Below are 21,442 nucleotides of genomic sequence, written 5' to 3' on the forward strand. Positions count from 1 at the left end.
GAAGTCCGACGCCGCGTCGCTGGACGAGTACGCGACGTTCGAGAACTTCGGGGTGGATTCCCTGGTCAGCCTGAACATCATCTCCCGGTTCGAGCGGGACCTCGGGGACCTGCCGTCCACGCTGCTGTTCGAGCACCTGACCATCGACCAGCTCGCCACCCACCTGCTCACCACGCACCGCGCCGAGCTGACCGCGCTGCTGGGCGTCCCGGCGGCCCCGGAGCCGGTCCCGGCCCCCGCCGCGCCCGTGGTGTCCGAACCCGTGTCCACCGACGACGTCGCGATCATCGGTGTGGCGGGCCGCTACCCGGGTTCACCGGACCTGGACGCGTTCTGGCGCAACCTGTCCGCCGGGTACAGCGGCATCACCGAGGTCCCCGCCACCCGGTGGGACTGGCGCGAGCACTTCGACACCGGCCGCGCGCCGAACACCACCTACAACCGCTGGGGCGGCTTCCTCGACGGCATCGAGCAGTTCGACGCGGGCCTGTTCGGCATCCTGCCGCGCGACGCCGCCGACATCGACCCGCAGGAGCGGCTGTTCCTGGAGACCTGCTGGGAGCTGCTGGAATCGGCCGGGTACTTGGGTGAGGCATCCAAGGAGCAGGCCACCGGCGTGTTCGCGGGCCTGATGTACGGCGGCTACGGGCTGCTGGCCGCCGCCCAGGACTGGCCCGCGGGCCGGTTCGCCACCGGGCACTCGGCGTACTGGTCGGTGGCGAACCGGGTGTCCTACGTGTTCGACTTCACCGGCCCCAGCTTCGCCGTCGACTCGGCCTGCTCGTCCTCGCTCACCGCCCTGCACCTGGCGGCGGAGTCGCTGCGGCGGGGGGACTGCCGGATGGCCATCGCGGGCGGGGTCAACCTGATCACCCACCCGGCGCACTTCGCCGCCCTCTGCGCCCGCAACATGCTCGCCTCCGGCGACGGCTGCCGCGTGTTCGACGAGGCGGCGGACGGTTTCGTCCCCGGCGAGGGTGTGGGCGCCGTGCTGCTCAAGCCGCTGTCGGCCGCGGTGGCCGACGGGGACGCGGTGTGGGCGGTCCTCAAGGGCAGCGCACTCAACGCGGGCGGCAAGACCTCCGGCTACACCGTCCCCAACCCCAACGCCCAGGCCGCCCTGATCGCCGACGCCCTCACCCGCTCCGGCGTCGACCCCGCCGGGATCTCCTACGTCGAGGCCCACGGCACCGGCACCGCCCTCGGCGACCCGATCGAGCTGACCGCCCTGTCCCGCGCCTATGGCACCGGGTCCCCCATCGCCATCGGCTCGGTGAAGTCCAACATCGGCCACCTGGAAGGCGCCGCGGGCGTGGCGGGCCTGACCAAGCTGCTGCTCCAGTTCCGCCACCGGGCCCTGGTTCCGACGGCGAACCTCACCGCGCTCAACCCGAAGATCGACCTGTCGGAGTCCCGCTTCCGCCCGCAGCTCGCGGCGCAGCCGTGGGAGTCCACCGGGCCGCGGCGGGCGGCCATGAGCTCCTTCGGGGCGGGAGGGGCGAACGCCCACGTCGTCCTGGAGGAGTACGTCGGCGCCCCCGCCACCCCCGACGCGCCGGGGGAGTCGCAGACGTTCGTCCTGTCCGCCCGCACCGACACGGCCCTGCGCGCGCTGGCAGCCGCCGTCGCCGACTTCCTCCCCACCAGCACCGCGCCGCTGCGCGACCTGGCCTTCACCAGCCAGGTCGGCCGCCGCGCCCAACCCCGCCGCGCCGCCTTCACCGTCGCGGACAAGGCGGAACTGGCCGCCGCCCTCGTCGGGTTCGCCCGCACCGGCGAACCCACCGGCGTCGAACCGGAGTGGGTCGCGGGCAAGCGCGAGGACTGGGCCGCCCGCTGGACCACCCCCGCCCGCCGCGTCCACTTCCCCACCACGGTCTTCGACCGCCGCCGCCACTGGATCACCGACGACCCGCACCACCTGGCCCTCGCCCCCGCGACCGTGACCACCGAGGCAGGCCCGGTGCGGGAGTTCGCCGCCGACCACCCGCTGCTGGCCGTCGCGGGGGACCACCTGCTCGCCGGTCAGCGGTGGGTGCCCGGGGTCGCCCTGCTGGAGGTCGCGCGGCTGGCAGCCGGGCTCGGCGCACCGGTCACGGTGTCCGACGTGCGCTGGGTGGCGCCGGTCAACCTCGACACCACCCCCGGACCCATCACCGTCGACCTCGACGGTTCCGCGTTCGCCGTCAACGGTTCCGGCACCACGTTCGCGCGCGGCACCATCACCGCGGGCGCGGCCCTCCCGCAGGCGGCCGTCGAAGGGAAGTGCCCGCGCGAGGTCGACGTCGAGTCGTTCTACTCGGCGTTCAGCCGCACCGGGCTGGAGTACGGGCCCGCGTTGCGCGTCGTCCGTGCGCTGCGGGTCGGGCGGGGGGAGGCCGTGTCGGAGCTGGAGTCCGCGGGCGGCCACCTGCTGGACCCGGGCCTGCTCGACGGCGCCCTGCAAACCGTGTCCGCGCTGTGCTCCGGCACCACCGGCTACCTGCCCGTCGGGATCGGCGCGCTCACCGTCGGCGGGCCGCTCGACGGCCGGGCCCGGGTGCACGTCCGGGAGACCACCCCACCCGGGCGGGTCAACGGGCACCGGCGGTTCGACCTGCGGCTGTCAGGCGCCGACGGCGTGGTCCGCCAAGCCGTCACCGGCCTGGAGATCGCCCCCCGCCGCACCGAACCGACCGAGACCCGCTACCTGCGCCCGGTGTGGACGGCCGCGCCCGCGGTCGACGAGGCCGCCGCGCCCCCGCGCACGCTGCTCGTCGCGGGCGACCCCGGCCTGCGCGCCGAACTGGCCGACCGCCACCCCGACGCCGAGGTCATCACGATCACCGCGGGCGACCGCGCGCACTACCGCGAACAGGTCGCCGCACTGGTGGCCCGGGGCCGGGTGCCGGACACCATCGTCGCCGCCGGAGCCGCGTTCGAGCCGGTCCTCTGGCTGAGCACCGCCGTCCTGGAACGCGACCGGTCGGCCGCGCTGCGCGTCCTCGCCGTCTCCACCTCCGACGCCCCCGAGCACACCGCCGTCGCGGGCACGCTGCGCACCCTGGCCCTGGAGCACAGCCGCTTCGCCGGTGCCCGCGTCCAGGTCGACGCGGGCGCGGCCGACCGGGTGGTCGACGAACTGCGCGCCCTGCACACCGGTGCCGCGGAGATCCGGTACGTCCACGGCACCCGCCTGCGCAAGACCCTGGAGCGCTTCGAACCGCCCGCCGCGACCGCGCTGACCGTCCGCCCGGACGGCACCTACCTGGTGACCGGCGGCGCGGGCGCCCTCGGCCTGCACTTCGCCGCCTTCCTCACCGAACGCGGCGCCGGTTCCGTCGTCCTCCTCGGCCGCTCCGACCTCGACGCCCCCACCGCCGCCAAGGTCGCCGCCCTCGGCGCCCGCTACCACCGCACCGACCTGGCCGACGCCGAGCAGGTCACCGCCCTGGTCGCGTCCCTGCCCGCCGACACCCCGCTGCGCGGCGTCATCCACGCCGCCGGGGTCACCCGGGACGCGCGCGCCGTCGTCAAGACCGAGGACCAGGTGGCCGCGGTCCTGGCGCCCAAGGTCGACGGCACCCGCAACCTGGACGCCGCCACCGCGGGCGCCCCCCTGGACTTCTTCGTCCTCTTCTCCTCCGTCTCCGGCGAGGCGGGCAACCCCGGCCAAGCCGACTACGCCTACGCAAACGCTTTCCTCAACGCCTACGCCACCCAGCGCACCGGCCCCGGCCGCACCCTCGCCCTCGGCTGGCCCCTCTGGGCCGAAGGCGGCATGACCGTCGACGAGGCCACGGTGACCCTCTTCGCCCGGGTCTGGGACATGGTCCCGCTCAGCACCCGGGCGGGCTTCGAAGCCTTCATCCGCGGCCTGGCGAGCACCGAACCGTCCCTGGTGGTCGTCGAGGGCCCCGTCCGCGCACCCGCCACCGCCCCCGCCGCCCAGCCCCCGGCCGGGCCGGGCGTCGACCGCGCGGAGGTCGAACAGGCCCTGCGCGGGCTCGCCGCCGGGTTCCTCCTGGTGGACGAATCGGACGTGGACGTGCACGCGGAGCTGCTGGAGCTGGGCTTCGACTCGATCACGTTGACCGAGCTGGTGAACCGGGTGAACGACCGCTTCGGCCTGGAACTCCTGCCCACGGTCCTCTTCGAGTGCCCCGACCTGACAACCTTCGCCGACCACCTGTGCGACAACCACGGCGCCGCCGTCGCACCCCCCACGGCGGAACTCGACCTCGAACGCGAACTGCGCCTCCTGGCCGCCGGGTTCCTCCTGGTGGACGAATCCGATGTGGACATGCACGCGGAATTGCTGGAGCTGGGCTTCGACTCGATCACGTTGACCGAGCTGGTGAACCGGGTGAACGACCGCTTCGGCCTCGAACTCCTCCCCACGGTCCTCTTCGAGTGCCCCGACCTGCTGGCCTTCGCCGACCACCTCCGCACCCAACACCCCACCGCCCTGACCCCCGCCCCCCCGACCCCCCTCGCGCGCGCGCCCCACATGCCCCACCGCACCCAGGGGGCTGACCCCGAGGCCAGTCTACCGCCGGTGGGCGACGGAACGGCTGGTGTGGATCTTGCTTGTGGGCAACTCGGGGAGCTGTCCACAGGGGAGCTGTCGGGGTTGACCGCCGGGGCGTGGAGTGGGTCCGCTGGGCTGGGTGGTGGAGCTGGAGTGGGGGATGGCGCCGGGGTGGGCGGGAACGCTGGGGTGAGGGGTGATTCCGGGTTCGGCGGGAATTCTCAGGTGAGTGGTGGCGCCGGGCTGCGCGGAACTGTAGAGCCGAGCGGGAGCGCCGGATTCGGCAAGGCCGCTGAGCCACTTGCGGGTGCTGTGCCGCGAGGGGCAACTGAGCCACTCGGGGGCACTGGACTGAGCGAGTCCACCGGGCCAGGTGCGGATGCTGGGCTGGGAGAGCCTGCCGGGCCGATCGGGAGTGCCGGACTGAGCGAAGCCACTGGACCAGGTGCGGATGCCGGGCTGCGAGAGGCTGCCGGGCCACGTGGGAGTGGAGGACTGGGCGGGGTTGCTGAGCCACCTGTGAGTTCCGAACGGAGAAAGGCTGCTGGGCCACCTGCGAGTGCTGGGTCGGGCGAAGCCGCCGAGTCGTTTGCGGGTGCCGAGGTGAGCGGGGCTGCTGGGTCGAGCGGGAGCGCCGGGACGCACGGCGGGGGCGCGGAGGTCGGTTCGGGCCGTACGGAGCAGGTTGGGCCGGGGAGCGTGGAATCGCCCGTCGGGGTGGCCGCGGGCGGCTACTCGGCCGCGGAGCCGGTGGCGATCGTGGGGATCGCCGGGGTGTTCCCGGGGTCCGCCGACGCGGGTGGGTTCTGGGCGAACCTGGTGGCCGGGGCCGACCTGGTGCGGACCGTGCCGGAGGACCGGGCCGACCTGCGGGCGAACCCGGACAGCCGGGACGCGCGCGGCGGGTTCCTCGATGACATCGACGCCTTCGACGCCAAGCTGTTCGGGATCTCCCCGCGCGAAGCGGCGGTGATGGACCCGCAGCAGCGGTTGTTCCTCCAGCAGGCCTGGCGGGCGGTGGAGGACGCCGGGTACCGGCCGAGCGCGCTCGCGGGCACCGAGACCGGGGTGTTCGCCGGGGTCGCCACCACCGACTACGACGAGCTGCTCAAGGAGCACGGTGTCGCCGTCGAGGCGCACACCGCCACCGGGATCGCGCACTCCGTGCTGGCCAACCGGGTTTCCTACCTGCTCGACCTGCGCGGGCCGAGCGAGACGGCGGACACCGCCTGCTCCAGCTCGTTGGTGGCCATCCACCGGGCGGTGCGGTCGATCCAGGCGGGGGAGTGCGCGCAGGCCATCGCGGGTGGGGTCAACGTGATCCTCAGCCCGGGGCTGCTGATCGCGTTCACCAAATCCGGGATGCTGTCCCCGGACGGCAGGTGCAAGACCTTCGACGCCGCCGCCGACGGGTACGTGCGCGGGGAGGGCGCGGGCGCGGTGCTGCTCAAGCCGCTCCGCCGCGCCGTCGACGACGGCGACCACGTGTACGCGGTGATCAAGGGCAGCGCCGTCAACCACGGTGGGCGCAGCACCTCCCTCACCGCCCCCAACCCGCTCGCCCAGGCCCGCGTCCTCGTCCGCGCGCACCGCGACGCCGGGGTCGACCCGGACACCGTCACCTACGTCGAGGCGCACGGCACCGGCACCCGGCTCGGCGACCCGATCGAGGCGGAGGGGTTGAAGAAGGCGTTCACCGAGCTGTACGGGTCCCGCGGGTTACCCGCCTCCGGCCACATCGCCCTGGGCACGGTGAAGACGAACATCGGCCACCTGGAAGCTGCGGCCGGGATCGCGGGCGTGCTCAAGGTGGTCCTGGCGATGCGGCACGGCGTGCTCCCCGCCTCGTTGCACTACTCCTCGCCGAACCCGTACCTGCGGTTGGCCGGGACGCCGTTCGAGGTGCTGTCCGCCGCGCGGGTGTGGGAGCCGGTGCCGGACGCGGGTGTGCCGGTGCTGCGGGCGGGCATCAGCTCGTTCGGGTTCGGCGGGACCAACGCGCACCTGGTGCTGGAGAACGGCCCGGCGCGGCCGCGGTGCGCCACCGTGGACGGCAGGCGGTACCTGGTCCCGCTGTCGGCGCCGGACGAGGAGTCGCTGGCCCGCTACGCCACCGCGCTGGCCGACCACCTGGAGGCCACGCCGGAGGCCCACCTCGCCACCGTCGCCCACACGCTGCAAACCGGTCGGGCACCGCGGGCCGCCCGGCTCGTGATCGCGACCAGCGACCGCGCCGACCTCGTCGCCCGGCTCCGCACCCTCGACGGGGTTCGCGGCACGGCGGTGAAGAACGCGGCCCCGGCCACCGGCGACGAGCCCGCGGAGGAGTTGGCCCGGCTGTGGGCCGCGGGCGCGGAGGTCCCGTGGCAGCAGTGGTGGGGTCACCGCAGGCCGAACCGGGTGCCGCTGCCGCCGGTGCCCTTCGCCACCACCCGGCACTGGTTCACCCCGGTCGACCGGCCCGCGGCACCGGGCGGGGAGACCACCACGGCGGTTCCCGCCCACACCGCTCCCGGGGCCGACGTGCCGGTGGCCGAGCCCGGCGTGGCAGCGGCCCACAAGGTCGCGGAGTCGCCGCAAGTGGTGGGCGCCGCAGCCGAGGTGAGGCTTCCCGTCACCGTTCCCACCCCCCGAACCGGCTCACCCGACCGACCCACCAGTTCGAGCACAGACACCGGAGGACGAGCGATGTCCAGCCCCCGCCCACGAGGACCCAAGCTCGTCCTGAGCACCCCGACCCGGTCCGCGCCCCCGGCCGCACCGGTCGTCGCCCCGGCCCCGGTGGCCGTGGCCGCGCCGGTCGCCGTGCAGCCCGCGAGCAGTGCGGGTGCGGGACTGCGGGAGTCGGTGCGGGAGAAGCTGTCGGAGATCCTCGGCATCCCCACCGACGAGATCGCCGACGACTCCTCGTTCACCGAGTTGGGGCTCGACTCCATCTTCCGGATGGACTTCGCCCGCCTGTTCAACGCCGAACTGGGCACCGAGCTGACCGCCGCCGAGCTGTACGAGTACGACACCATCGACGAGCTGGATGCCTTCGTGGCGGGGTTGGGGATCACCGCGCCCGCCCAGCCCGTGCAGGCTCAGCCCGCGGTGGCTGAGCCTGCGGCCGTGGTGCCCGCGCTCGTCGCGGTGCCGCCGGTGGCCGCCGGGCCGGTGGTGGCTGCCGCGTCGCCGGTTGCCGCCGGGCCGGTGGTGGTCGTGCCGCTGCCGGTTGCCGCGCCGCCGGTTGCCGCGCCGCCGGTTGCCGCTGCGCCGGTGGCCCCGGCGCCGGTGGTGGAGACCCCGGCCGTCGTGGCGGCGCCTGCCGTGCCGGTGGGGGAGCCGGTGGAGTTGGTGCGGCGGTTCATCGCCGAGGAGCTGGGGCGGGACGTGGACCCGGCCGTGTCGTTCACCGACAACGGGTTCAGCTCGTTCGACATGCTGCGGGTCGTCGGGGCGCTGGAGAAGCGGTTCGGGGCGCTGCGCAAGACGCTGCTCTTCGACCACCCGACCGTGGCGGAGTTGACCGCCCAGCTCGGTGATGACATCGCCGCGAAGCTGGCCACCGTGGACAGCGCGTTCGTCCCCACGATGGTCATCGGCGGCGGCGACTGGACCGTGCTGGAGAAGGACCGGCTGGACGAGCGGCCCGAGTTCGCGTCCGTCGTCGCCGAGCTGGAGCGCGAGCACGGCCGCGAGGGCGGGCTGCCGGGCCGCGACATCGCGCCGCTGATCTTCCTCGGTGCGCAGCGGAAGGGGTACTTCAACTTCTCCCGCCGCGACCGGGTGATCTTCTCCTGGAGCTACGTCGGGCCGGACGCGTACTTCCCGCGGCTGGCGCGCGAGTACACCGAGTACGCGGCGGCCAACGGCCTCCAGCCGAACCTGCTCGGCCTCGACCGCCTGGAGGACGCGGACGGCATCCCGTTCACCGCGACCCCGTTCGGCGCGTTGCAGCGGCTCGACGACCTGAGCACGTTCACCGTGCAGGGCAGCAAGATGCAGCGGCTGCGGTACGTGCTGAACAAGTTCGAGCGCGCGGGCCGCTGCGCGCTGACCGAGTACGCCGTCGGCTCCGACCCGGCGGTCGACCGCCAGATCACCGAGATCATCGACGAGTGGGCCGACGGGAAGCCGATGGTCAACCCGTACGTGCACACGGTGCGGGAGGAGATCGGCCACGGCGTGCTGGCCCCCCGGCACCGCATGTTCCTCACCAGCGTCGCCGACCGGATCGTCAGCGCCGTCATCGTCACCAAGATCCCGTCGCAGGCGGGTTACCTGCTCGACCTGGAGTTCTACCGCCACGACATGCCGCTCGGCGGTCTGGAGTGGACGGTGGTGAAGATCATCGAGCGGACCGTGGCCGAGGGCGCCACCGTCTTCAGCTTCGGCGGCAGCTTCGGCGCGAAGGTCGCCAACTCCCCCAACGCCGACCCCGACCTGGAGGCGGGCCTGGAGGAGCTCCGCTCCCAGGGCATCTTCACCGGCGACGGGAACTTCCGCTTCAAGAACAAGTTCCGCACCACGAACCTCCCGGTCTACCTGTGCAGGCCCGCGGGCGTCCCCAACGCCGACGTCGCCGACATCATCCTGATGATCGCCAACCCGGCCAACCGCGCCGCCCGCCAGTCCACGCCCCCGGTTGTCCACAGGACCGCCGCCGGAGGTTCCGAACCGTCGGTCCCCCCGGGTAACGTTGAAAACGGGGGTCCCCCGGGAAAGTTGATCTTGGGGACGGCTGGTGGGGGTGCGGGTGCCGAGGCGCTGACGGAGGTTGTCCACAGGGCCGACGGCGCAGGTTCCGGATTGTCGGGTGTGGACGGTAATGTGGAAATCGGGGGTCCCCAGGGCCGGATGATCTTGGGCGGTGGGGGGACCGCGGCGGGTGTCGGTGCTGTGGGTGCGGCGGGTGCTGCGGCTGCGGGAGGTGCTGTCGGCGCGGGTGGTGCCGCTGCCTCGGTGGGCACCGCTGGTCAGGTGGGCGACGCTGCCTTGGCGGGTGCCGGTGGCCGGGTGGGCAATGCGGGCTCGGTGGGCACCGCTGGCCGGGTGGGTGCCGGTGGCCGGGTGGGCGACGCGGGCTCGGTGGGCACCGCTGGCCGGGTGGGTGCTGGTGGCTCGGTGGGTGCGTCCGGCTTGGTGGGCACGTCCGGTCCGGTGGGTACGGCGGGGCAGGCGGGCTCGGTGGGCGCGGTTGGGCGGGCAGGCGGGTCCGATTCGGCGGGTGTGGCTGGCCAGGTGGGTGCCGGTGGTTCCGCGGGTGGGGCGGCCGGGATCGCCGGGGTGGCTCGGGTCACCGCTGATGTCGCGTTGGGGGATCGGGATCGGGTGTTGGCCGATCACGGGCACAACCCGTTGCTGGTGCCGTCGGCCGCTGTCGAGTTCGACCTGCTGACCGACTCGTGGGCGGAGTTGGGGCACGCCGCGGTGGGGCAGCGGCGGCGGGAGTTGGAGGGGGCGCCCGGGCGGGCGATCGCGGGGACGCTCCCCTTCGACACCATCGTGCCCACCGCGTCCGGGAAGTCCGCCGAGGCCGCTCTGTGCCGGGCGTGGCCGCGGCGCGGGGTTGTGCTGCACAACGGGGTGTTCCCGTCCTGGTACTTCAACCTCGTCGACAACGGGTTGGAGCCCCGGGAGGTGCCCACCGTCGACCTGGATTGCCCGTTCGGTGGGGATCTCGACATCGAGGCGTTGGACGCCGCGTTGGAGCGGGGGACCGCCTTCGTGTGCGTGGAGGTGGGGGCGAATTCGCGGGGTGGGGCGCCGATGTCGTTGGGGAACCTGCGGCGGGTTCGGGACACCGCCCGGTTGCACGGGGTTCCGCTCGTCCTCGACGCGACGCGGGTGTTGGAGAACGCGTTGGCGATCACTCGGTTGGAGCCGGGGCAGCAGCGGCCGGTGTGGGACGTGGTGACCGACGTCCTGGGGTTGGCCGACGCGGTGACGCTCAGTCTTTCCAAGGACTTCGGGGTGGACTTCGGTGGGGTGGTGGCGACCAGTGACCCGGAGGTGGCGCACCACCTGAACGAGCGGGTGGCTTCGCGCGGGCACGAGATCGGGCTGCACGCGCGGACCACCCTGGCCAAGGCGTTGGCCGACCGGGCCTGGAGTGAACAGGCGACGGCTAGGCGGGTCGCCCAGGTGACGACGTTGCGGACGGCGTTGGAGCAGGGTGGGGCGGCCGTGCGCGGCGGGGGGGACGCGCACTGCGTGTTGCTCGACGTCTCCCACCTCTCCGCCACCCACGCCCACCCGGTGCAGGCTTTCCTGACCGCTCTCTACCGCGTCACCGGCATCCGGGCGGGTGGGCACCTGGCGGGGGAGAACCTGGTGCGGCTCGCCGTGCCGTTGGGGTTGACCGACATCGGGACGATCACCACCCGGCTGTTGGCGTTCCTCGCGGACCCGACCCCGATCCCGGACCTGGTGCCCGCCACCGGGGAGACCGGGCCGCTCGCCGCCTACCACCCGGCCGACCGGGTGCCCCAGGACATCCGGGAGGCCATGGCCGAGGGGCACCAGGCGCGCAGCGAGAACCTGGAGGTCCTGCGCGAGTACAACCCCGACGTCCGGCGGCAGGTCCTGGCCCTGGAGGACGGGGACGTGGAGGTGTTCACCGCCGGGTCCGGGCGGACGCTGCTGCTGATGCTGCCGTTCAACATCGGGGCCGGGTTGTTCGGGCCGCAGTTCGCCGCGCTGGCGCAGTCCTACCGCGTGACCGTGGTGCACCACTCCGGGGTGGGGGCCACGACCGCCGCGCGGGACCTGACCTACGACGGGATCGCGGACCTGACCCGGCGGGCGCTGGCGGCGCTCGGGGAAACCGGGCCGGTGCACGTGGCCGGGGCCTCCTTCGGGGGGATCACCGCCCAGGTGTTCGCGCTGCGGTACCCGGAGTTCACCGCCTCGCTGACGCTGCTGTGCAGCTCCTACAAGCTGGGCAACCGGTCCGGGGAGGTCAACCGGTTGTCGGTGGTGGCCAGGGAGGACCTGGACAACGTCATCGCCAAGACCGGTTCCGAGCGGCTGCGGGCCGACCGCGCCCGGTTGGAGGAGCTGCTGCTGCGCAGCGAGAGCATGGACCCGCGCACCGGGCTGCGCTACCTGGACGTGTTCGCCGCCCAGCCGAACCTGCTGACCCGGCTGCCGGACATCTCCGTGCCCACCCTGATCGTGCAGGGGCGGCACGACACGGTGATTCCGCTCAAAACGGCGCATCTCCTGCACGGGTCGATCGAGGACAGTCGGTACCACGAGGTGGCCGACGCCGGGCACTGGCCGAACCTGACCAGCCCGGAGGAGACCAACCGGCTCATCGCTGGCTTCCTGGCCGAGCGCGACGCGCTGAACGGAGTGAGGGCATGACCGCGACAGTGGCAGAACCGGTGGCAGACACCGCGCCGGACAACACAGCGCCGGACAACACAGCGCCGGAGAGCGCAGCGCCGAGCCGGGGCGAGCAGCCGGAGTTCGCCGTGGTGGACGGGCACTCCGTGTGGCGGCGGCTGACCGTCCGGCCGGGGATGTGCGGGCACAACTCGCTGTTCGTCGGCCAGGTCGGGGACTGGACGTGGGAGACGGTGACCGCGTTGTGCGACACCAACGTCTTCGCCGCCCGCGACGCCGACGGCAATCCCACCTACCTGGCGTTCTACTACTACCACATCCAGGGCAGCCCGGAGTTCCACCACGGTGGCCTGACCTTCGGCGACCGCATCGAGGTGGCTTCCAGCTCCTTCGACTACGGCAGTGAGTCCGTGCTGACCCTGCACCGGATCAGCCGCAGCGGTGGTGGTTCGGCCAGGACCGCCGTGGACCCGGTGGAGTTCTTCGAGGACCCGCGGCCGGACTGCCTCTACGTGCAGAACTTCAACCGCTGGGTGACCCGCAGCGCCGAGGGCAGCAACGTGGGGCTGGTCAAGAGTTCGCCCCCGGACTTCCGCCACGGGCACCTGCCGACGCTGCCCGCCCGGTACTCGCCCCGCCTGGCCTACAAGCAGGCGCGCACCTCCCACACGTTCCACGACGTCGCCGACCCCGGGTTCCACCAGGTCGGGACGGCCAGCTTCGACTACCAGATCGACATCACCCGCGACATCAACGGCGTCGGGTTGATCTACTTCGCCTCCTACTTCTCCATCGTGGACCGGGCGCTGCTCAAGCTGTGGCGCAGGCTCGGCCGCTCGGACGCCTCCTTCCTGACCCGGGTGGTGACCGACCACAAGCTTTGCTACCTCGGCAACGCCGACGCCGATTCCGTCCTGCGCGTGTCCGTGCAGGCCTACCGGTCGGTCGACGACCCGCGGCACGAGGTGTTCACCGTGGTGGCCACCGACCGCACGACCGGGCGCGCGATCGCCGTCGCCACGATCCACCTGACCACCCCGGAGGTGTCCCGGTGACCAGCACACAATCCACCCACAGCGAGGTCTTCACCGTGGTGCGCGAGGTCGTCAGCGAAATCCTGCCGGAGGTCACCGACATCCCCGGGCACAAGCACCTCAAGGACCTCGGCGCGGACTCGGTGGACCGGGTGGAGATCATCCTGGCGCTGATGGACCACTTCGGGGTGCAGGCGCCGATGTCGGACTTCTCCGCCGTCCCGGACGTGGACCGCCTGGTGGCCTTCCTCGCCGAGCGGAGCACGCGGTGACCGGGATCGAGGCGCTGAACGTCCACTGCGGGTACGCCTACGCCACCGTGCCGGAGCTGTTCCGCGGTCGCGGCCTGGACCCGGGCCGCGTCGAGAACCTGATGATGACCCGCCGGTCCATCGGGTTGCCGTGCGAGGACCCGGTGACGAACGCGGTCAACGCGGCGTTGCCGATCGTCGCGGCGCTCAGCGACGAGGAGCGGGCGAGCATCGAGGTCCTGGTGACCTCCACCGAGTCCGGGGTGGACCTGAGCAAGTCGGTGGCCTCCTACGTGCACGAGTACCTGGGGCTGTCCCGCAACTGCCGGTTCTTCGAGGTCAAGCAGGCTTGCTACGGCGCGACCGGGGCGATCCAGCTCGCCGCGGGCTACCTGGCGTCGGGGATCTCCCCGGGGGCGAAGGCGCTGGTGATCGCCACCGACGTGGCCGTGGTGGACGAGCACGCCGAGTACTCCGAGCCCGCCGCGGGCCACGGCGCCGCGGCGGTGCTGGTCGGGGACGAGGGCACCATCCTGGAGTTCGACCTGGGTGCGTTCGGCAACTACAGCTACGAGACGCTGGACTCCGCGCGCCCGGAGCCGACCTTCGACATCGCCGACGTGGATCGCAGCCTGTTCGCCTACCTGGACTGCTTCAGCAACAGCGTGGCCGACTACCGGTCGAAGGTCGACGGCGCGGACTTCATGACCACCTTCGACCACCTGGTCATGCACACCCCGTTCGCCGGGTTGGTCAAGGCGGGGCACCGCAAGCTGCTGCGCGAGCACGGGGTGCGCGGGCCGGGTGAGGTGGCGGCGGACTTCGAGCGCCGGGTGGCGCCGTCGCTGGTGTACCCGAGTGTCGTGGGCAACCTGTGCTCCGGGTCGGTGTACCTGGCGCTGGCCAGCCTGATCGACTCCGCGCCGCTTCCCGAGCCCGTGCGGGTGGGCCTGTTCTCCTACGGTTCCGGGTGTTCCAGTGAGTTCTTCAGCGGGATCACCGGCCCGGCCGCCAAGGACAAGCTGGCCACCATGGGCATCGGCGAACGGTTGGCAAAGCGGGTCGAGATCGACTTCGACCAGTACCTGGCCGCCCTCGCCGTCAACAAGCAGTGCCTGGTGCCGGTGCCCGACCGCGACATCGACCCGGCGGGCTACGCGCCGATCCTCGACCGCGTCCCGGACCGCAAGGAGCAGTTGCTGTTCACCGGGGTCCGCGAGTACCACCGACAGTACGCGTGGGGCTGACCGTGGCCGGATGGATCAGCGGCGACGCGCTCGCCGACGACGCGCCCACCCGGCTGTTCTGCTTCGCGCACGCGGGCGGTGGGGGCGGGTTCTTCCGCCCCTGGCGGGGTGCGCTGGGCGAGGACACCGCGGTGTGCCCGGTGGTGCTGCCCGGTCGCGAGGGCCGGGTCCGGGAGGCGCCGTTCACCCGGATCGGGCCGCTCGTCGACGCCCTGGTGGACGGGCTCGGTCCGCACCTGGACCGGCCGTTCGCGTTCTTCGGGCACAGCCTGGGTTCGATCGTGGCGTTCGAGCTGGCCAAGCGCCTGCGCGAGACCGGCCACGCCGGGCCGGGCTGCCTGATCGCCTCCGGCAGGCGGGCCCCGCAGCTCCCCAACCGCCGCCGCGACGTGCACGCCCTGCCCAGCGGCGACTTCGTCGCGGAGATGCTGGGCCTGGGCGGCACGCCGCCGGAGCTGGTGCGCCAGCCGGAGCTGCTGGAGTTCTTCCTGCCGGTGCTGCGCGCGGACTTCGAGCTGAACGAGACCTACCGGCCCGCCCCGGCGGCGCCGCTGGACTGCCCGGTGTTCGGCTTCACCGGGGACGCCGACCCGCTGGCCGACCCGGACGAGGTCGCGGCCTGGGCGCGGGTGACGTCCGGGTCGTTCGGGCTGCGGGTGTTCCGCGGTGACCACTTCTACCTCCGCGACAGCACCGGGGTCCTGGCCGCGGTCCGGGCCGACCTGCGCCGCGCCCGCCGCCTGCTTGCTCAGAAGTAGGCAGTGCCACCGGCCGTGGCCACCCCAGACTGGTACCCGGCCCACGAGACCACAGAGGAGCGTGCCCGCCATGCGCGTTCTGTTCGCCTCCAACCCGCACCCGTCGCACATGTTCCCGATGGTCCCGCTCGCCTGGGGGCTGCGGGCGGCGGGGCACGAGATCCTGCTCGCCACCACCTCCGACATCCTCACCAAGCCCACCGGCCTGCACGTGGCCGACATCGCCCCCGGCTTCGACCTGGGCCAGGCCCGGCTCGACCTGGAGCGCGACCACCCGGACGTGGTCGAGGAGATGCAGTCCAAGCCGTTCATGGACATGGACGGGTCGGCGTTCCTGTGGGCCAGGATGGCGGCCGGTCCCATCGGCGACGGCCTGGTCGACATCGCCACCGCGTGGCGGCCGGACCTGGTGGTGTACTCGCAGCTCTGGCCCGCGGGCCTGCTCGCGGCGGCGAAGCTGGGGGTGCCCGCGGTGAGCCACGGCGTCGGGTTCATGCGGACCAGGGATCTGGAGGACCGGCAGTTCGCCGACATGGCCGACATCCGCGAGCGGCACGGGGTTGCCGAGCTGCCGCCGGTGCGGTTGACCGTGGACGTGTCACCGGAGTCGATGGCCGAGTCCGACGGGTTCAACGTCCGGTACATGCCGCACAACGGTGGCGGGGAGATCCCGCGCTGGCTGCTGGAGGAGCCCGAGCGCAAGCGGATCACCGTCACCCTGGGCACGGTGCTGCTCAAGCGGGTCGGCCTGCGGCCGGTGCGCAGGCTGATCGACGAGGCCGCCGAGGTCGACGCCGAGTTCGTCCTCGCCCTGGGCAAGGTGGACTACGCCGAGCTGGGGCCGCTGCCCGCCAACGTCCGCTCCGGTGGGTGGGTGCCGCTGACCGCGCTGTTGCAGACCTCCGACGCGGTGGTGCACCACGCCGGTTCCGGCACCACGTTCACCGCCCTGCACGCGGGCATCCCGCAGTTGATGCTGCCGGTGTTCGGCGACCAGTTCGTCAACGCCGAGACCGTCGCCGCCCGCGGCGCGGCGATCTCCGGGACGCTGGAGGAGATCACCGCCGCCCAGTTGGAGCGGTTGCTGTCCGACGACTCGCTCGTCAAGAGCGCCCGCGACATCCGGCTGGAGATGGCCGCGATGCCGACCCCCGCGCACCTCGCGCACAAACTGTCCACTGTGGTGCACGCTGCCTGAACCGGGCCGCACGAACAAGGAGAAGACGATGGCCTCGATGACCTGGGACACCGAGTTCGAGTGCGTCATCCGCTGCTACCTGCCCAGCCTCGACATGGACGCCCCGCTCGACCCGGACCTGGTGCTGTCCGCGTTCGGCCTGGACTCCATCGGCATGGTGGGCCTGATCGCCTCGCTGGAGCAGATGTACGGCGTGGTGTTCCCGGACGAGGCGCTGGTGCCCGCCAACTTCGCCACCCCCCGGGCGGCCTGGGCGACGGTCACCTCGCTGATCGCCGCGGACCGCCTGGCCGGTTAGGCCGTGCCCGGCGAGGCGGCACGCGCGCTGCCGCGAACCCCGGCGCGCACGGCGGACCGGCCGCTGCACTCCTGGTTCCTCGACGGGGTGGCGGCGAACCCGGCCGGGGTGGCGCTGCGGATCAACTCGGCCACCTGGTCCTACGCCGAGGTCGACGCGCTGGCCAGGCGGTGGGCCGGGGCGCTGGTCCGGCACGCCGCGCCGCGGCGGGTGGGGGTGCTGGCGAGCAAGTCGGTGGAGTCGCACGTGGGGTTCCTCGCCGCCCTGTACGCCGGGGCGGTGTTCGTGCCGCTGAACCCGGAGTTCCCGGTGGAGCGCAACCGGGCGGTGCTGGAGTCCGCCGACGTCGACGCGCTCATCGTCGACCCGGCCGGTGCCGCGCAGCTCGACGGCCTCGGGGAGCTGCCGCCGGTGCTGGCCCCCCGGCTCGCGGAGTGGTCCGGCCCGGTGTCGGTGCCGGTCGTCGTGCCCGAGGCGCGCGACGCGCTGCTCGGCGCCCCCGCCGAGGGGTCGGCCGACGGGTTGGCCTACATCCTGTTTACCTCCGGGTCGACCGGTCAGCCCAAGGGCGTGCCGATCCGGCACCGCAACATCGGCGCGTTCGTGCAGGCGTGCCTGGAGCGCTACGACGTCGGCCCGACCGACGTGTTCAGCCAGGTCTACGAGCTGACGTTCGACCTGTCGATGTTCGAGGTGTGGGTGGCCTGGGCCTCCGGGGCGGCGCTGACCGTGCTCAACCGCCTCCAGGCGCTCAACCCGCTGCGGTACGTCCGCGACCACGGCATCACGGTGTGGACGTCCACGCCGAGCCTGGCCGGGGCGCTGCGCGGGCGCGGCACGCTCGGGCCCGGGAGCCTGCCCGGGTTGCGCGTCACCATGTTCTGCGGCGAGCCGCTGCCGGTGCAGAGCGCCGCCTTCTGGCAGGCCGCCGCGCCGAACGCGGTGGTCGACAACCTCTACGGCCCGACCGAGCTGGCCGTGGCGTGCACCGGGTACCGGTTCGACGCGGCCACCGCCGCCGCGACCGGGACGGTGCCGATCGGCGAGGTCTTCCCGGGGATGCGGTACGCCCTGCTCGACGGCGACACCGTGCACCCGAGCGCCGGTGAGCTGGTGTTCACCGGGTCGCAGATGTTCGGCGGCTACCTCGACCCGGCCAACGACGCGGGCAGGTTCGTCGAGCTGGACGGGCAGACCTGGTACCGCACCGGCGACCGCGCCGAGCTGACCGGCGTCGGCCTGGTCCACCTGGGGCGAAACGACAACCAGGTCAAGGTGCAGGGCTACCGGATCGAGCTGGGCGACGTCGAGGCCGCCGTGCGCGCGGCCGGGCCCGGGCTCGACGGCACCGCCTTCGCCGTCGACGGCGTGCTGGTGGTGTTCGTGACCGGCACCGGCACCGGCTCTGACACGACCGACCTGGCCACCCGGCTGGCCGCCGCCCTGCCCGGCTACATGCTGCCCCGGCACCTGTGGCCGGTCGAGCCCGTGCTCACTCCCAACGGCAAGGTCGACCGGCTCGCGCTGCGCGCCGAGGCCGAACGCCGCTTACGCGACTAACGAACGAGGGGTCCCATGCGCGTCCTGTTCGCACCCAATCCACACCCGTCGCACATGGCGCCCCTGGTGCCGCTGGCCTGGGGCCTGCGCGCCGCCGGGCACGAGGTCCTGCTGGCCACCACCCGCGACATCCTGGTGCAGCCCACCGGCCTGCACGTGGCCGACATCGCCCCCGGGTTCGACATGAACCAGGCCCGCCGGGACCTGGAGCGCGACCACGCCGACCTGGTGCGGGAGCTGGCGGCGAAGCCGTTCACCGAGATGGAGGGCCCGTCGTTCCTGTGGGCGCGGATGGGCGCGGGCCCCATCGGCGACGGGCTGATCGACATCGCCACCGCCTGGCGGCCGGACCTGGTGGTGTACTCGCAGCTCTGGCCCGCCGGGTTGGTGGCCGCGGCGAAGCTGGGCGTGCCCGCGGTCAGCCACGGCATCGGGTTCATGCGCACCAGGGACCTGGAGGACCAGCAGTTCGCCGACATGGCCGACCTGCGCGAGCGGCACGGCATCGGCGGCCTGCCGTCGGTGCGGCTCAACGTGGACGTCTCGCCGGAGTCCATGGCCGAGTCCGACGGCTGGAACGTGCGGTACATGCCGCACAACGGCGGCGGGGAGATCCCCCGTTGGCTGCTGGACAAGCCGGAGCGCAAGCGGATCACCGTGACCTTCGGGACGATGCTGCTCAAGCGCGTGGGCGTGGAACCGGTGCGCCGCCTGGTGTCGGAGGCGGCCTCGGTCGACGCCGAGTTCATCCTCGCCCTGGGCAAGGTCGACTACGACGCGCTGGGCCCGCTGCCCGCCAACGTCAAGCTGGGCGGGTGGGTGCCGCTGACGGCGCTGTTGCAGACCTCCGACGCGGTCGTGCACCACGCCGGTTCGGGCACGACGTTCACCGCCCTGCACGCGGGCATCCCGCAGATGCTCATGCCCGCCTTCGCCGACCAGTTCGCCAACACCAAGGCGGCCGTGGAGCGCGGCGGGGCGATCGAGGGGTCGTTGCGCGACGTCACCGCCGCCGAGCTGACCCGGCTGCTGGAGGACGAGGCCCTGATCAAGTCCGCCAGGGACATCCGCCTGGAGATGGCGCACATGCCCACCCCCGCCCACCTGGCCAGGAAGCTGGAAACCCTGGTCGCCTGAGTTCCGTACCCCACCCCCGAGGAGCAGCACCGGATGACCGCCACGAGCACGGCCACCACCCCCGACGTCCACCCCGTCTTCGCCGCCATGGCCGAGGCGACCGCCAGGGGCGACTTCGAAGCCCTCGTCGAGCTGTACCACCCCGACGCCGAGTGGGCCCGCTTCCAGGGCGTCCTGCGCGGTCGCGCGGAGATCCGGGAGGTGCTGGAGCGGTACTGGGCCCTGGGCGTCGAGTTCGTCTCGATGGACGAGTACATCCACAGCGGCGACACGATCATGACCCGCAGCACCATGACCATCAAGGGCACGACGGAGGTCGCGTTCGGCGCCTACGTGGTCAAGGACGGCATGCTGTGGCGCATCTTCGGCGCGGTCGAGGGCGGCGCCGTCTCCTTCTGGTAGCCCTGGAACGCGTACGGCCCGCCCGGGTGGTCCCGGGCGGGCCGTTTCGCGTTGTCCGGTTCTAGAGGACCAGCACCAGCCTGGCCGCGCTCGCCGCGCCCGCGTTGCCCGCCGCGTCCACGGCGGACGCGGACACCAGGTAGAACCCGCGCAGGCCGGCGGTCGGCGCCGTCCACGTGGTGCAGTCGGCGGCGCAGGTGGCCGGGCGGGTGACGCGCTTGCCCATCAGGTCGGCGAAGGTGACCGCGGCTTCGCGCACGCCGGAGGTGGCGTCGGCGGCGGTGCCCGCGACGGGAGCGCCGGAGCGGACGTAGCCGCCGCTCGTCATGGTCGCCGTCGGCGCGGTGGCGTCGTACTTGAAGGCGAACGCCGCGTCCGCGCTCTTGCCGTTGTTGTCGGTGCAGGTGCCGGTCAGCGACCCGGTGGCGGTGTCCGGGCCGGGGTAGGCCGTGGTGGTGCAGGAGGCGATGCCCGCCGCGGCGGTGGCCGACCACTTCGCGGTGAACGGCGCGCGGTACCAGCCGTCGGCGTCGGGGGCCCGGTCCGCGGTGGCCTTCACGTCCGCCGGACCCGGCGCGGGCGGGGTGGTCGGCGGTGTCGTCGGTGGGGTCGTCGGCGGGGTGGTGGGCGGGGTGGTCGGGTCGGTGATGCCCGCGAACAGCCGGTCGGCGAACGCGAGGGCGTCCGGCAGCGCCGTGCCCGGCGTGCCGCCGTGGCCGCTCGGGTAGGAGGTGAACGTCAGCGGCTGGTTGTTCTGCTGCAACGCCGTGACGAGCTGGCCGGTCAGCGACGGCGGCACCGTGTCGTCCTGGGCGCCCTGGGCGATGAAGATCGGCTTGTCGTAGCCGGTGACCGGGACGTCGAACACCGCGCCCCAGGCCTGCTGGAACGCCGGGCCGAGGTCCTTGGTGAACATGTCCGCCAGGTTCGTCTGCGCCATCAGCGCGCCGAGCGCCCCGTTGCACAGCGTGTCGGCCTTGCCCACGACGTCGCGGCCCAGCGGGGTCAGGTACGAGTCGAGGTCGAAGTCGGGCACGGCGGTGCGCATCCCGGCGAGGATGAACGCGATCAGCGTCTTGGTCCCGGTGCCGATCAGCGACGGCGGGAACGTGGGGCCGATCAGCGAGACGAAGTAGCTCAGGTTCGACGGCACGCCGTGCCCGATGGTGCCGCGGAAGTCCAGCTCGGGGGCGTAGGCGGCGGCTTCGTGCCCGGTGAACATCGCCGCGTGCCCGCCCTGGGACTGCCCGGCGACGAACCAGTGCGCCGACAGCCCCGGGTCCAGCTCCCGCCCGGCCCGCACGGCGTCGATCACCCCGTGCGCGGCGACCTTGCCGTCTAGGTAGGGGTGGCTGCCCGGGGTGCCGAGACCGGCGTAGTCGGTCTCCACCACCGCGTACCCGGCCTTGAGCCAGCCGGAGAGGTAGCCGTCGGGTCCGAGCGCCGAGGGCGCGCACTGGTCGCCGAGGCCGGTGGTGCCGTGCGCCCACGACAGCACCCGCCAGCCGCCCGGGGGCGGGGTGCCCTGCGGCAGGTAGACCAGTCCGCTGACGTCGGTGGCGGCGCCGCCGACGCCGGTGGAGGAGTAGAGGATCTTGTAGCCGCTCCCGGCCCCGGCGGGGACCTGCCCGGCCGCGAGCGGGGTCGAGCTGACCAGCGTTCCCGGTCCGCCCGCGGCGACCGCGGACGGTTGGACGAACGCCACGGCCCCACCC

General features: G+C 73.1%; 11 protein-coding genes. 10 read left to right on the forward strand and 1 reads right to left on the reverse strand.

Features of this window, described 5'->3' with window-relative positions:
* Positions 1-19: 19 nt before the first annotated feature.
* From DFQ13_RS33730 to DFQ13_RS10845, 10 genes are all read left to right on the forward strand, one after another.
* Positions 20-11,860, forward strand: coding sequence for an alpha/beta fold hydrolase (locus tag DFQ13_RS33730; RefSeq protein WP_267897647.1), 11,841 nt, complete (start codon positions 20-22; stop codon positions 11,858-11,860).
* Positions 11,857-12,897 (forward strand): LnmK family bifunctional acyltransferase/decarboxylase, encoded by a 1,041-nt coding sequence (locus tag DFQ13_RS10805; RefSeq protein ID WP_084175308.1) that lies wholly within the window; start codon positions 11,857-11,859, stop codon positions 12,895-12,897. The genes DFQ13_RS33730 and DFQ13_RS10805 overlap by 4 nt, the downstream gene beginning before the upstream one ends.
* Positions 12,894-13,148, forward strand: coding sequence for an acyl carrier protein (locus DFQ13_RS10810; protein ID WP_110079645.1), 255 nt, complete (start codon positions 12,894-12,896; stop codon positions 13,146-13,148). The genes DFQ13_RS10805 and DFQ13_RS10810 overlap by 4 nt, the downstream gene beginning before the upstream one ends.
* Positions 13,145-14,374 (forward strand): hydroxymethylglutaryl-CoA synthase family protein, encoded by a 1,230-nt coding sequence (locus DFQ13_RS10815; protein ID WP_110079646.1) that lies wholly within the window; start codon positions 13,145-13,147, stop codon positions 14,372-14,374. Before DFQ13_RS10810 ends, DFQ13_RS10815 begins: the two co-directional genes overlap by 4 nt.
* A gap of 2 nt (positions 14,375-14,376) precedes the next feature.
* A complete protein-coding gene (locus DFQ13_RS10820; protein ID WP_110079749.1) occupies positions 14,377-15,132 on the forward strand; it encodes a thioesterase II family protein in 756 nt (251 codons plus the stop codon).
* A 70-nt stretch (positions 15,133-15,202) separates the two neighbouring features.
* Entirely contained in the window at positions 15,203-16,330 is a 1,128-nt protein-coding gene (locus DFQ13_RS10825; RefSeq protein WP_035279038.1) for a nucleotide disphospho-sugar-binding domain-containing protein, read from the forward strand.
* 28 nt (positions 16,331-16,358) lie between these two features.
* Positions 16,359-16,628 carry an acyl carrier protein gene (locus tag DFQ13_RS10830; protein ID WP_219994354.1) on the forward strand — a complete coding sequence of 90 codons (270 nt, stop codon included), beginning with the start codon at positions 16,359-16,361 and terminating at the stop codon, positions 16,626-16,628.
* A 3-nt stretch (positions 16,629-16,631) separates the two neighbouring features.
* Positions 16,632-18,188 carry an AMP-binding protein gene (locus tag DFQ13_RS10835; protein ID WP_110079647.1) on the forward strand — a complete coding sequence of 519 codons (1,557 nt, stop codon included), beginning with the start codon at positions 16,632-16,634 and terminating at the stop codon, positions 18,186-18,188.
* Positions 18,189-18,203: 15 nt separating this feature from the next.
* Positions 18,204-19,325: a nucleotide disphospho-sugar-binding domain-containing protein gene (locus DFQ13_RS10840; protein ID WP_110079648.1), complete on the forward strand. Its 1,122-nt coding sequence runs from the start codon at positions 18,204-18,206 to the stop codon at positions 19,323-19,325.
* Positions 19,326-19,358: 33 nt separating this feature from the next.
* Entirely contained in the window at positions 19,359-19,727 is a 369-nt protein-coding gene (locus DFQ13_RS10845; RefSeq protein WP_035279040.1) for a nuclear transport factor 2 family protein, read from the forward strand.
* A 61-nt stretch (positions 19,728-19,788) separates the two neighbouring features.
* Here the strand turns inward: DFQ13_RS10845 and DFQ13_RS10850 are convergent, their stop codons facing one another.
* Positions 19,789-21,432, reverse strand: coding sequence for a lipase family protein (locus DFQ13_RS10850; protein WP_110079649.1), 1,644 nt, complete (start codon positions 21,430-21,432; stop codon positions 19,789-19,791).
* Positions 21,433-21,442: the final 10 nt, after the last annotated feature.

Source organism: Actinokineospora spheciospongiae (assembly GCF_003182415.1).
GTDB classification, from domain to species: Bacteria; Actinomycetota; Actinomycetes; order Mycobacteriales; family Pseudonocardiaceae; genus Actinokineospora; species Actinokineospora spheciospongiae.